This window comes from Kluyvera huaxiensis, from assembly GCF_040149365.1.
Lineage (GTDB): Bacteria > Pseudomonadota > Gammaproteobacteria > Enterobacterales > Enterobacteriaceae > Kluyvera > Kluyvera intermedia_A.
In genome coordinates this window covers 40,173-52,754 of sequence record NZ_JBEFLV010000014.1, presented here as the reverse complement: position 1 = coordinate 52,754, position 12,582 = coordinate 40,173, and the positions used below count along the sequence as shown (strand labels likewise).

The 12,582-nt window shown below is 55.3% G+C and carries 13 protein-coding genes; 7 read left to right on the top strand and 6 right to left on the bottom strand.

The features are described from left to right. Positions 1–51 precede the first annotated feature (51 nt). Entirely contained in the window at positions 52–1,032 is a 981-nt protein-coding gene (locus ABOC97_RS15165; protein ID WP_349599207.1) for a LacI family DNA-binding transcriptional regulator, read from the top strand. Here ABOC97_RS15165 and ABOC97_RS15160 read toward each other — a convergent pair whose 3' ends face one another. Together ABOC97_RS15160 and ABOC97_RS15155 are read right to left on the bottom strand one after the other, a co-directional pair. Beyond that, positions 1,033–2,280, bottom strand: coding sequence for a mechanosensitive ion channel family protein (locus tag ABOC97_RS15160; RefSeq protein WP_349599204.1), 1,248 nt, complete (start codon positions 2,278–2,280; stop codon positions 1,033–1,035). 124 nt (positions 2,281–2,404) lie between these two features. Next, entirely contained in the window at positions 2,405–3,838 is a 1,434-nt protein-coding gene (locus ABOC97_RS15155; protein WP_349599202.1) for an MFS transporter, read from the bottom strand. A gap of 107 nt (positions 3,839–3,945) precedes the next feature. Here ABOC97_RS15155 and ABOC97_RS15150 point away from each other — a divergent pair, with 107 nt between their 5' ends. The 3 genes from ABOC97_RS15150 (at position 3,946) to ABOC97_RS15140 (ending at position 5,581) form a co-directional block, all read left to right on the top strand. Next, positions 3,946–4,809: a helix-turn-helix transcriptional regulator gene (locus tag ABOC97_RS15150; RefSeq protein ID WP_349599200.1), complete on the top strand. Its 864-nt coding sequence runs from the start codon at positions 3,946–3,948 to the stop codon at positions 4,807–4,809. A 174-nt stretch (positions 4,810–4,983) separates the two neighbouring features. After that, complete coding sequence (locus ABOC97_RS15145; protein WP_349599386.1) at positions 4,984–5,313, top strand: type II toxin-antitoxin system RelE/ParE family toxin; 330 nt, start codon at positions 4,984–4,986, stop codon at positions 5,311–5,313. Continuing rightward, positions 5,294–5,581 carry a helix-turn-helix domain-containing protein gene (locus ABOC97_RS15140; RefSeq protein ID WP_459253827.1) on the top strand — a complete coding sequence of 96 codons (288 nt, stop codon included), beginning with the start codon at positions 5,294–5,296 and terminating at the stop codon, positions 5,579–5,581. Before ABOC97_RS15145 ends, ABOC97_RS15140 begins: the two co-directional genes overlap by 20 nt. A 46-nt stretch (positions 5,582–5,627) precedes the next feature. Here ABOC97_RS15140 and nfsB read toward each other — a convergent pair whose 3' ends face one another. The 3 genes from nfsB to ABOC97_RS15125 all read right to left on the bottom strand — a co-directional run bounded on the left by nfsB (position 5,628) and on the right by ABOC97_RS15125 (position 7,346). Continuing rightward, positions 5,628–6,281, bottom strand: coding sequence for an oxygen-insensitive NAD(P)H nitroreductase (gene nfsB / locus ABOC97_RS15135; RefSeq protein WP_349599197.1), 654 nt, complete (start codon positions 6,279–6,281; stop codon positions 5,628–5,630). 121 nt (positions 6,282–6,402) lie between these two features. Further along, on the bottom strand, positions 6,403–6,771 hold the full coding sequence (locus ABOC97_RS15130; protein WP_349599195.1) for an MmcQ/YjbR family DNA-binding protein: 369 nt from the start codon (positions 6,769–6,771) through the stop codon (positions 6,403–6,405). Continuing rightward, the gene (locus ABOC97_RS15125; RefSeq protein WP_349599192.1) at positions 6,771–7,346 is read right to left on the bottom strand and encodes a TetR/AcrR family transcriptional regulator; all 576 of its coding nucleotides are present in this window, start codon (positions 7,344–7,346) and stop codon (positions 6,771–6,773) included. The genes ABOC97_RS15130 and ABOC97_RS15125 overlap by 1 nt, the downstream gene beginning before the upstream one ends. A gap of 189 nt (positions 7,347–7,535) precedes the next feature. Here ABOC97_RS15125 and ABOC97_RS15120 point away from each other — a divergent pair, with 189 nt between their 5' ends. Then, positions 7,536–8,636: an MBL fold metallo-hydrolase gene (locus tag ABOC97_RS15120; RefSeq protein ID WP_349599189.1), complete on the top strand. Its 1,101-nt coding sequence runs from the start codon at positions 7,536–7,538 to the stop codon at positions 8,634–8,636. Positions 8,637–8,669: 33 nt separating this feature from the next. After that, positions 8,670–9,017, top strand: coding sequence for a RamA family antibiotic efflux transcriptional regulator (locus tag ABOC97_RS15115; protein ID WP_052283763.1), 348 nt, complete (start codon positions 8,670–8,672; stop codon positions 9,015–9,017). Positions 9,018–9,073: 56 nt separating this feature from the next. On the opposite strand, the gene ABOC97_RS15110 is transcribed toward ABOC97_RS15115, so the two are convergent. Then, positions 9,074–9,322, bottom strand: a complete 249-nt coding sequence (locus ABOC97_RS15110; protein WP_349599185.1) for a DUF1158 domain-containing protein — start codon at positions 9,320–9,322, stop codon at positions 9,074–9,076. Between the two features lie 515 nt (positions 9,323–9,837). Here ABOC97_RS15110 and ABOC97_RS15105 point away from each other — a divergent pair. Further along, entirely contained in the window at positions 9,838–12,552 is a 2,715-nt protein-coding gene (locus ABOC97_RS15105) for a cation-transporting P-type ATPase (protein WP_349599382.1), read from the top strand. Positions 12,553–12,582: the final 30 nt, after the last annotated feature.

Here is a 12,582-nt window from a genome sequence, read left to right as displayed (position 1 = left end):
TTTTTATGATAGCCTGCACGCAAAGCGTTAATTGCAGGGAATAGCGTAGCTATGTCAATTCAGAAAATCGCCCAGCTGGCGGGCGTTTCGGTAGCCACCGTATCGCGCGTATTAAACAACAGCGACACGGTGAAGGCGAAAAACCGCGAGCGGGTTTTGCAGGCGATAAAAGAGAGTAACTATCAGCCAAACCTGCTGGCGCGCCAGCTGCGTACGGCGCGTAGCTCAATGATCCTGGTGATGGTGTCCAACATCGCCAACCCGTTTTGCGCCGAGGTGGTGAAGGGAATCGAAGAAGCCGCCGAGAAAAACGGCTACCGTATTCTGCTGTGCAATTCCGGTTCCGATATTGAACGTTCTAAATCCGGCCTGCGTCTGCTCACCGGTAAAATGGTGGATGGCATCATCACCATGGACGCTTTTAGCAAGCTGCCCGAGCTGACCACCGTGATTGGCGATGCGCCGTGGGTGCAGTGCGCGGAGTACGCCGATGCGGGCGCGGTCTCCTGCGTGGGGATCAACGATGTCGATGCCGCTGAACATGCGGTCGGCTATCTGGCGGCGCAGGGGCATCAACGTATCGCCCTGATTAACCACGATCTGAGCTATAAATATGCCCGCCTGCGTGAACAGGGGTATCACACGGTGCTGCAACAGCAGGGGTTTGAGTTTGACGCCGTGGAATACGCCAACGATCTTAGCGCGGCGGCGGGGAAGGCGGCGATGAAAAATCTGCTGGCGATGAATCCGCGTCCCAATGCGGTCTTTGCCGTGTCCGACTCGCTGGCGGCGGGGGCTATGCGCGCCATTGAGCAGGCCGGACTGCAGGTGCCGCAGGATATTGCGGTGATTGGTTTTGATGGCACCGAGCTTGCGGAAATGGTGTCGCCGCAGCTCACCACCGTGGAGCAACCTTCGCGAGAAATCGGTGCCAAAGCGGTGGAGCTGCTGCTGAATAAAATTGAAAATCCGGACGAGCCAACCGAAAGGGTGATGCTCGACTGGCGCTTTATTTCACGCGCCAGCGCCTGATTACGACTGTCCGAACGCGCCTGAGAGGGCGCGAATATCATTGCCGGTTGGCGATTGATGAATCCGCAACCCAAACTCTTCCACCACCGCGAAAATATGGTCAAAGATATCGGCCTGAATACTCTCATATTCCGCCCACACCACGGTGTTGGTGAAGGCATATATCTCAATCGGCAGGCCGTTATTATCCGGTGCTAACTGACGTACCATCAGCGTCATATCTTTGCGAATCCGCGGGTTATTACGTAGATATTCATTAAGATAGGCACGGAAGGTCCCGATATTGGTCATCTTGCGCAGATTAAGCACCGACTCACCGCTGCCGTGCTGCTGGTTCCACAGCGTAATTTCCTCATGACGGGAGTCCATATACGGTTTCAACAGCCGGGCCTGAATTAAGCGCTGCTGTTCCTGCTCATCGAGAAAATGAACGCTGGTGGTATCGATATTAATGCTGCGCTTAATTCGACGCCCGCCGGAGGCTGACATTCCGCTCCAGTTTTTAAACGAGTCCGAGACCAATGACCAGGTTGGAATGGTGGTGATAGTATTATCCCAGTTACGCACTTTAACGGTGGTTAAACCAATATCAGTGACTGCGCCATCCGCACCGTATTTCGGCATCTCCAGCCAGTCGCCGAGCTTGAGCATATCGTTGGCAGAAAGCTGAATGCCCGCCACCAGGCCAAGAATCGGGTCTTTAAATACCAGCATTAATACCGCTGCCATCGCCCCGAGTCCGCTTATTAGAATCGCCGGTGATTGCCCCAACAGCAGGGAAATTATCAGGATACCAACCAGAATTGCGCTGACTAATTTAACGCCCTGGAATATTCCTTTTAACGGCAGTTGCGATGCTGCCGAAAGTTTCTGCGACAGGTTAAAAATAACGTCGAGCAGGGAGAAAAATGACAGCAGGGCATACAGCATGACCCAAAGCTGGGCAACGGTGGTTAATATTTGTGCCGCATCGCTGCCTTTTTGCAGCCACAACACGGCCTGCACATTGACAATAATCCCCTGCAGGGTAAAGGCCAGGCGGTGAAACAGTTTGTTCTGCGTGATGATTTGCAGCCATAAATGGCTACTGGCCTGCGCGCGTTTCTCAAAGGTGCGAAGTACCAGCCGATGAAGTATCAGGTGGACAATGATGGCAGTGAGAAAAATAATACCAAAGATAATTACTAGCGAATTGGTATGGTTTATTTCAATGCCCATTTCTTCGATTTGGGTAATCAGTTCCTGCATAACGTCTCCTATATAGCCAGCCATCTATAATGGACAGGCTGGCTATATTATGCAAACGGCGACGCACGTTATCCCTAAAGCGGCTTCCGCCTCACCGCTTCGGGACGCAAGAAAGTACAGGATCTTAAGATGACGAGGCGGCAAGCTGCGGGGAGCGGTTTAAATGATGGCGCAGACTAATGGCGATAACCGCCAGCAGCAGCATCATCCCCGCTTCAACCCCGAGAAAACCAATCATGGCCTGCGGGTAGCTGCCGTGGTGACTGCGCATCAGAGCCAGCAGCAGTGAGCCAAACACCGCCGGGCCGAGACCCAGCGTCGCCTGTTGCAGCGTGCTGAGCAGGGCGCTGCCCGCCCCGGCGTCATTGGCGGTAATGTCGCGCATACCAACCCGATAGAAACAGTTCACAATCAGCGCCTGGCCGTAGCCAATCAGCGCGGTTGACGGCGCCAGCGTTAACGCACCCGTCGCCTGACCATAGTGATGGAACGTTTCCATCAACAGCAGCAGACCGCTTATCTGTACTGCCAGACCGGCTAACAGAATTTTCCCCATGCTGTGGCGAGCTATCAGCTTCGGCGCGTACAGCGCCGACAGGAAGTAGGCGACGCCGAGGGCGACAAAGCTATTGCCTGACTGCCACGGTGCCATGCCCAGGCCGGACTGCATGGTCAGCGCCATGCAGAACATAAAACCGGACCAGGCGCTAAAGAACAGCAGGGCAATCACCATCCCAAAGCGGATACTGGCCAGTTTTAATAACCGTGGCGGCAGCAGCGGGTGTTGACCGTGGCGCTCCTTGTGCAATGCGCTGGCGCGCATCCACAGCAGCAGGGGAATAATCGCCAGCAGCATCAGGCGCATTGACCAGGGCCAGTGCAGTTCTGGCCCCAGCGCCATCGGGAACAACAGGCAGCAGAGGATGAGTCCTAAACTCAGCGTCCCCTGCCAGTCGATACTGGCGTGTTCATCGCGGCGAGTTTCCGGCACGTAGCGGCGACTCAAGGCGAGCACCAGTAGGCCGATTGGGACATTGATGAAAAAGGCGTTACGCCAGCCGAGACCCGCGATATCCGCAGAGACCAGCCAACCGCCAAACATCTGACCGACAATAAACGAAATACCGCCAATGCCGCCGTACAGACTGATAGCGCGAGCATGAGCTGTTCCTTTCAGCGTCACATGCAGGGTCGCGAGGATCTGCGGCACAATCAGCGCCGCACCGGCCCCTTGCAACGTTCGCGCGGCCAGCAGTGCGCTAATCGAGTTAGCCAGGCCGCACAGCAGCGAAGCCAGGCTAAAAATCGCCACGCCCCACATAAACAGGCGCCGACGGCCGTAGTTATCGCCAAGCTTGCTGCCCATCGCCAGACACACAGCGAACGCAACGCCGTAGAGCGCGACGATAAGCTCCAGTTGCGTGGCGCTGGCGTGCAGCGACGCGGTGATTGAGTCGAGGGCGACGTTGGTAATTGAGGTGTCGATTTGCGGCAACATCAGCCCGGTCAGCAGCAGGAACAACCCTGCACGGCCGGGGGAAACAACAGACGTTTTCATGGTGACTCCATTGCGTCATTCAGCGATTGGCCGTAGCATCGCTGATTAGATAAACGGGTACCAGTTCCTGGTTATACTGGTACTGGCGCTACCATGCTGGAGATATCATGAGCCTCATCAGCCACAGTGAAATAGACACATCCCTCGCGCGGTTGGACGATAGCCGTAAGCAGCTCGGTACATTTTTACGGGCGCGTCGGGAAAGCCTCGATCCACAGCGATTAGGCCTGCCGCGCAGCGGGCGGCGGCGTACGCCGGGTTTGCGTCGCGAAGAGGTGGCGATGCTGGCGGACGTTGGCGTGACCTGGTACACCTGGCTCGAGCAGGGCCGGGAGGTCAACCCGTCGACGGCGGTGATGCAGGCCGTGGCCGAAGCGCTCCAGTGTAGCCCGCTGGAGACCCGACACCTGTTCGTGCTGGCGGGGCTGACGCCGCTGGAGTCTGCCAATGTCCCTCAATGTGAAGTTATCAGCCCCGGCGCGCGGCGCATGCTCGACAGCCTGCTGCCGCAGCCGGCCAGTATCCAAAAGCCCAATTTCGATATTGTGGCGTGGAACGAAGCCTTTTGTCGGCTGATGGGCGTCGATTTCTCAGCCATTCCGGAAGACGACCGAAATTGTATCTACCTGTATCTGACTCACCCCGGCTGGCGCAGTCGGCTGGCTAACCGCGATGTCCTCACCACTTTTGTCTCGTATTTCCGTGCCGCGATGGCCGATCACCGAGGCGAACCCGCGTGGGAAAATAAGCTTGCCCGCTTTTTTGCCGCCTCCGCTGAGTTTGAAATGCTATGGCACAAATGCCATGAGGTGCGCGGCGTCGAAAACCAGATTAAAACTTTCCATCATCCAGAGTTCGGAGATTTCCAGCTTCAGCAGATGTACTGGTACTCCGCACCGCGCAATGGCTCGCGGCTGCTGGTCTATTTACCGGTTGATGAAGCGGGTGAGGCGGTGTTGGCAAAGCTGTAGGGAGAGAAATTCCCGGCGTCGCTCTGCTCGGCCCGGCGCCGTTTTACGATCCGTTTTCCGCTATTGATGATTGAATCTGAACGTTATCGCCAGTACGCATAAAATCATGCGTGAATGGCGAATTAGCCTTTAATGCAATTTGCCTTATATGCTAATATTTCAGAGGCAAAAATCGTGTTCAAAATAGTGGTCCATGCGGATGTCAGGGGGGAGCTTCTGGCCCTGCCAGCGTCGGTTCAGGCCAAAATGATTGCTAAGATCGAGAAACTCCGGCGTAACCCCACCGCTTTACGGGAGCCTGACAGCAAGCCTCTGTCCCCGGGCCTTTTTGAGATCCGTACGTTAGGGGGAATTCAAAGTCGGGGCATCTATGTGTTCCAGCGGAATGAGACGATTTTCTTGCTACGCGTATTTGTGAAAAAAACGCCAAAGACACCTCCAGCAGAGATCCGTCTGGCGCTAAAGCGGCTACAGGAGATGAGAGATGAGCAAGAAAATAATTGATTGGGACGAACTGAAAACGGAAATGTTGGTGCAGCCCGATGTGCTGGCGGCATTCAATGCCGAGGAGCGGCGTGAACGGCTGCGTGAGATGCTGGCACAATGGCGCAACCATGCGGGTCTTACCCGTGCGCAGGTGGCCGCAAAAATGGGTGTCAGTGCACCAACGGTATCGCGAATGGAGGCTAACGTGACTCGTGCGAGCCTGGATACGCTGACGCGCTATGCGCTCGCCTGCGGCGTGAAGCATCCGCAGATCGTACTGTACTGAGCTTTCCCGGCGTCGCTTTGCTCGGCCGGGAAGAGATTGAGTTCAATCAGATCTCAGTGATTACCGTTGCTTCCGGCAGACGAGATTTTGGCAGCGCTTTGTTGAAGTCTTCCACGCTGTGATGGCCTACCGGCACAACCACCAGGCTGGTGAAGCCTTTCTCTTTCAGACCAAATTCAGCATCCATGATTTCGGCATCGAAACCTTCGATTGGCACTGCGTCGAGGCCCATTGCGCCCATCGCGAGCAGGAAGTTGCCCACGTTGAGGTAAGTCTGACGGGCTGCCCACTGGTCGTCGTCGTGATGCTCTTTGCGATGCAGGTCGGCGAAGAAGGTGCGGCCTTTGTGGTTGGCGGCTTTCGCTTCCGGCGTCGCAAAACGGCCATCGGCATCTTCCTGATCGACCACTTTTTCCAGCCAGGCGTCGTCAATGGCGGTTTTCGCGCAGAAGACTACCACGTGGGATGCATCCAGTATTTTGCGTTCGTTGAACACGTAGCCGCCCGCTGCGGATTTCGCCACGCGCGCTTTGCCTTCATCGGTGCTGGCGACGATAAAGTGCCACGGCTGGGAGTTGGTGCTGGACGGGCTATAGCGCAGCAGCGTTTTTAGATTGGCTGCCTGCTCAGCGGTCAGTTTTTTGCTGGCGTCGAAAGCCTTGGTGGAATAGCGCGCTAAAGCAACGGATACGATATCCATAAACACTCCTGAATGATGAAAGGCACCGCCAATCGGTGCGTTGAATCACAGAAGGGTACCGCGTGGATTCACAAATGAGAAGGTGTTCAATGCGATAACACTTATCGCATTGAACGTAAAATCAAACCGGACGCACTCGCTGTTGGACGCGCTTAGGCAGTTTATTGACCACCAGATTCCACGAATCTTCAATCAGGCTGTTAAGCAGACTGACGGTAATTTCCTCGCCCGGATAGACCGAAATCCAGTGCTTTTTGTTCATGTGGTAGCCGGGTTTGATATGCGGGTAGATAGCCTGATGCAGCAGCGACTGTTCGGGATCGACCTTCAGATTGATGATCGGCTCGCCGCGAAGGTAGGCTTTCAGCATAAACATTTTCCCTTCGACGGTGAAAACGTCGTACTCCGGGCCAAACGGCCAGTAGATATCAGAGAAGGGAAGGGTGAGCGCGAACTCGTGCGCACGCTCGTGCAGCGTTTTACCGTCCATTAGTCACCTTCAGCCAGCGCCAGCCACATCGCTTCAAAGCCCAGCGCCTTTAATTTATCGGCGCGCAGCGGTTCACGGCTGGCAAATTCAATGGTCGCTTCAGCAAGCGATAAGAAGAGCGCGTCGCCAAAAGCGCGGAAGTCATCGGACATAAACACCGCGCGTACCGAGCGTTGGCAGAGCTTTTGCAGCTCCGGGAACATGGCACGTACCTGTTCGATGGTTTCAGCGGTGATTTTTTCGCTCACTGCCATACGGCGAATAGCGTGATGTCCGGCGGGATTACGCACGCCCCAATCGATATAGCTGTTCCAGATATTGTGGGTAAACTCTTTTGGCGAGACGTTCTCAACCAGCCCGGCGAGCATCGCCTGGCACAGGTCGCTTTTTAAGTGCAGGTAAAGCGCGTTCAGCAGGTCATCCTTGGTGGCGAAATAGCGAAACAGTGTGCCTTCAGCAACCCCTGCACTGCGCGCGATCATCGCAGTCGACGCGGCAATACCCGATTGGGCAATGGCGCTGGTGGCGGCTTCCAGTAACGCTTGTTTTTTATCTTCACTCTTCGGACGAGCCACTACACTTTACCTCTCTGACTGTAAAAACGCTGATTGAAACATGTTGAGCCCTCGGACTTCAACGTCGATTGTCAAATTTTGAAAATTGCTTGACGATTTTTTCCACTCCTTTCTATAATGAGTGCCTACTCACTCATAATCAACTTTTTTCGTGTGGCTTCCTGGATGAAGCCGGTCTCGGGTCAGGACATGAAACGTCTTATCATCAGTGTGGTTGCCATCATGCTTATTGCCAGTGCAGCAAGTTTACCTTTTGTTCTCAACGCCGGTTTCGGACAAGCCCCGCAGGGCGCTGAGAAAAGCCTGATTGAGCGGTCGCCAAACTACCGTGACGGGGAGTTTCAAAACACGCTGCCGACGCCGGGTTTCAGCAGCGACAAAAACATGGTGGTCGCGCTGTGGGAGTTTTTAACCGTCAAACGTGAGAACGCCCGCCCGCAGCAGCCGCTGCCGCTGGTGCCGACCGATCTCGCCAGTCTGCCGCTCGAAACCGACACCATGATTTGGCTCGGTCATTCGTCGTGGTATCTGCAACTGTCTGGCAAGCGCATCCTGATCGATCCGGTTTTTAGTAGCTACGCCGCGCCGTTCGCCTTTTTGAACAAGGCGTTTGACGGCAACTACCCGTGGCAGGCCGCCAATATGCCGGAAATCGATCTGCTGATTATCTCGCACGATCACTACGACCACCTCGACTACGCCACCATTAAAGGGCTGATGCCGAAAATCAAACGCGCCGTGGTGCCGTTGGGCGTGGGTTCACACCTGCGCTACTGGGGAATGAAAGATGAAGTTGTAACCGAAGCCGACTGGCAGCAAAGCGTCGCTATTAGCGATGCGCTGAGCGTGCATGTGCTGCCCGCCCGTCACTTCTCCGGACGCGGCCTGAAGCGTAACCAAACGCTGTGGGCCAGCTTTATGTTCGTCACGCCGACGCAGAAGATTTACTACAGCGGCGACAGCGGCTACGGCCCGCACTTCAAAGCGATTGGTGAACAGTTTGGCAAGGTGGACATCGCCATTCTGGAAGATGGTCAGTATGACCAGGACTGGCGCTACATCCATATGATGCCGGAGCAGACCGCGCAGGCGGCGGTAGATCTTAACGCGCAGCGCGTGCTGCCAGGCCATGCCGGGCGCTTCGTGCTGGCGAAACATACCTGGGACGATCCGTACAAACGGCTGGCGCAGGCATCTAAAGACAAAGCGTATCGGCTGCTGACGCCGATGCAGGGCGAGCCGGTTTGGCCTGCCGACGCAACGCAAACATTTCGGGCCTGGTGGGAATAACCACCGGTTGTAGATAAACGAGGGGAGGGGTGTATGACCGAATTAGCCACTCAGGTGATCGACACACTGGTCGAATGGATTGACAACAATCTGCATCAACCGCTGCGCATTGATGAAATTGCCCGCCGGGCGGGGTATTCAAAATGGCATCTACAGCGCATTTTCTTACAGCACAAAGGGGAGAGCCTGGGTCGTTACATCCGCACGCGTAAGCTAAATCTGGCGGCGGACGAGCTGTGTACCACCGATCAAAAGGTTTACGATATCTGTCTGAAGTATGGGTTTGATTCCCAACAGACCTTTACGCGTATCTTCACCCGCACCTTTAACCAGTCGCCGGGAGCCTACCGTAAGGAAAACCATCGTCCACGAGCGCATTGATTTGCGCTATCGCCCAGCCAGGGAGAAGGCTGGGGCGATGACAACGTCCCCAGTCCTCAATCTGCCAGTGAAAACCAGCGCCGCCAAACGTAGCGCATCAGCAGATACTCAATGGTACCCAGCGCCAAAAACCACACGCAGAACAGCACGGTATAGAGCTGGCTCAGATCCATAAAATGGAAGGTCTCAACCAGCTTTTGTGCCAGCGTCAACCCCAACGAAGGCGCTGGCAGCAGTAAGCAGGAGAGAAAGGCCATCAATAAAATTCCGGCAGCGGTCATCAGAGATTCAAGCGGATGCTTCATGCGATGTTAATCTTTAGTTAAAGATATTATTGTCCGGTAATTTTTAATGGAACGCAATGTTTCTAATTTAATAAGTATCCCCATTAGTCAATGTAATAAATAACCAATCGCTACGAGAATAATCGCATGAGAAAGGTTAAATAATACTTTGGATTAAATTAAATTATTATTTCGTAAATAAACGTCATGCTTACGATAATATTTTTACAAAAGTATAAGTACTGTATCCAACCAGCGTGGCAACCACGATGGCTAGTGCGATGTACAGCGCCAGTCGGCGTCCGCGATAGATTCCAAACATTACGACCTCCATTTAGATAGGGTTTAAGAACATTCTGTGATATTAGTATTAGTAAATCAACTTAATGTCGTTTTTGATTTTATAGCGCAAGATATTTTATATGCGAATAAATATCTTTTGCTTAAAAATATTATTTAACGACGTCGCCTTGGCCAGAAATGAATTCAGGCTTTCCGCTAGCAGGAATTTAAAAGGAACTGCAAACTTGTCAAAAATGATGAACTCCCAGAATGTGCCGCACGCGGGTCGTGACCCGCAAGAGCACGCCTACCAGCTTTCTGCGCAGGACGTATTGGCGCAGATGAATAGCCAGCCCGAGGGGCTTAACGCCAGCGATGCAGAAAAGCGTCAGCATATCTATGGCCCGAATGCGCTGCCGGAAAAGAAAGGCAAGCCAGCGTGGCTGCGTTTCCTCGCCCACTTTAATGATGTCCTGATCTACGTCCTGCTGGCCGCTGCCGCGCTCACCGCGGTGATGGGCCATTGGGTTGATACCGCCGTGATCCTCGGCGTTACGGTGATTAACGCCCTGATTGGCCACATTCAGGAAAGCAATGCGGAGAAATCGCTGAAAAGCATTCGCAATATGCTCTCCAGCGATGCGCAGGTGATTCGTGACGGTAACCACATGACGGTGGCCACCACTGAACTGGTGCCGGGCGATATCGTGGTACTGCGCGCCGGTGACCGTATTCCGGCGGATATGCGTCTGATTGAAGCGCACAACCTGCGCGTGGAAGAGGCCATTCTGACCGGCGAGTCGACCGTCGTCGATAAACACACCGATGCGCTGCACGGCGAGCTATCGCTGGGCGATCGCACCAATATGCTGTTCTCCGGCACCACGGTGAGCGCCGGTGGCGGTAAGGGCGTAGTGGTTGCCACCGGTCAGGAGACCGAACTGGGCCACATCAACCAGATGATGGCGGGCATTGAAAAGCACCGTACGCCGCTGCTGGTGCAGATGGACAAGCTCGGCAAGGCTATTTTCGCCATTATTCTGGCGATGATGGCGGCGCTGTTTGTCTTCAGCATGCTGCTGCGTGACATTCCGCTCGGCGAGCTGCTGCTGTCGCTGATTAGCCTGGCGGTGGCTGCGGTGCCTGAGGGTTTACCGGCGATTATCTCCATTATTTTGTCGCTGGGCGTGCAGGCAATGGCGCGTAAGCGGGCGATTATTCGCAAGCTGCCAACCGTTGAAACCCTGGGGGCGATGACCGTGGTGTGCTCGGATAAAACCGGCACCCTGACCATGAATGAAATGACGGTGAAGGCGATTATTACCGCCGACTGCTGCTACCGCGTGGACGGTAACAGCTACGAGCCGCACGGCAATATCTATCTGGAAGGTTGTGACACCGCGGTTAAAGTACAGCCCTATACCGTGCTGGAAACCTATCTGCGCACTATCGACCTGTGTAACGACAGCCAGCTGATCCAGGATGCGCAGGGGCACTGGGGCATTACCGGTGGCCCAACCGAAGGTGCGCTGAAGGTGCTGGCGGCGAAAGCCAACCTTGAACCGCTGCGTAGCCAACTGGTTGCCAAGATCCCGTTTGATTCTCAGTACAAATACATGGCCACCCATTTCCTGCTCGGCGAGCAGGAGACGGTGATGGTGACTGGTGCGCCGGATGTGCTGTTTGCCCTGTGCCAGCAGCAGCAGACTTCGCGCGGCGTGATGCCATTCGACCGTGGCTACTGGGAGGCGGAAATGGCGCGCTTTGCCAGCCAGGGGCTGCGCATGGTGGCGGCGGCAACCAAGCCGGCGAACGCTGGACAGAAAACCCTCGACCATAGCGACCTGCAGGAAGGCCTGGTCTTCCTCGGTATTGCCGGGATGATGGACCCGCCGCGTCCGGAAGCGGTTGACGCTATCCACACCTGCCAGAATGCAGGGATCCGCGTGAAGATGATCACCGGCGATCACCCGCAGACGGCGATGAGCATTGGCCAGATGCTGGGGATCCGCAACAGCAGCGAAGCGATGACCGGCTACCAGCTAGAGCACATGGATGATGCTGAGCTCGCTAAAGCGGCAGTTGAGTACGATATCTTTGCACGCACCAGCCCGGAGCATAAGCTGCGTCTGGTTAAAGCGCTGCAGGAGAGCGGTGAAATCGTCGGTATGACCGGTGATGGCGTCAACGATGCCCCGGCCTTGCGTCAGGCGGATGTGGGGATTGCCATGGGCATTAAAGGCACTGAAGTGACCAAAGAGGCCGCCGACATGGTGCTGACCGATGACAACTTTGCCACCATCGCCAGCTCGGTGAAAGAAGGGCGTCGTGTCTACGACAACCTGAAAAAGACCATTTTGTTCATCATGCCGACCAACCTGGCTCAGGGGCTGTTGATTATTATCGCGCTGCTGGCGGGCAATATTATTCCGCTGACGCCGGTACTGATTCTGTGGATGAACATGGCGACTTCCGCCACGCTCTCCTTCGGTCTGGCCTTTGAGGCCGCCGAGCGTAACGTGATGAACCGTCCGCCGCGTAAAACCGGCCAGCACGTGATGGATGCCTTCGCCGTCTGGCGCGTGGCCTTTGTCGGCTCGATGATTGCCATCGCCGCGTTTATCCTCGAAGCCTGGCTGGCCCCGCGCGGCCACAGCGCCGAGTTTATCCGCACCGTGCTGCTGCAGATGCTGGTGACCGCGCAGTGGGTCTACATGATTAACTGCCGCAGCAGCGACCGCTTCTCCTTGAATAGCGGCCTGCTGAAGAACAAAGGCATCTGGCTGGTAACCGGCGTGCTGCTTCTGCTGCAGCTGGCAATCATCTACCTGCCGCTGATGCAGACGTTGTTTGGCACCGAAGCGTTGCCGCTGCGCTACTGGGGGATAACGCTGGCGATTGGTGCCGTGATGTTCCTGGTGGTGGAAGTTGAAAAACGCCTGACCCGCCGTTTCCGTAAAACCGCTTAGCAATAACGCGCCCCTCTCCTCGCGCAGAGG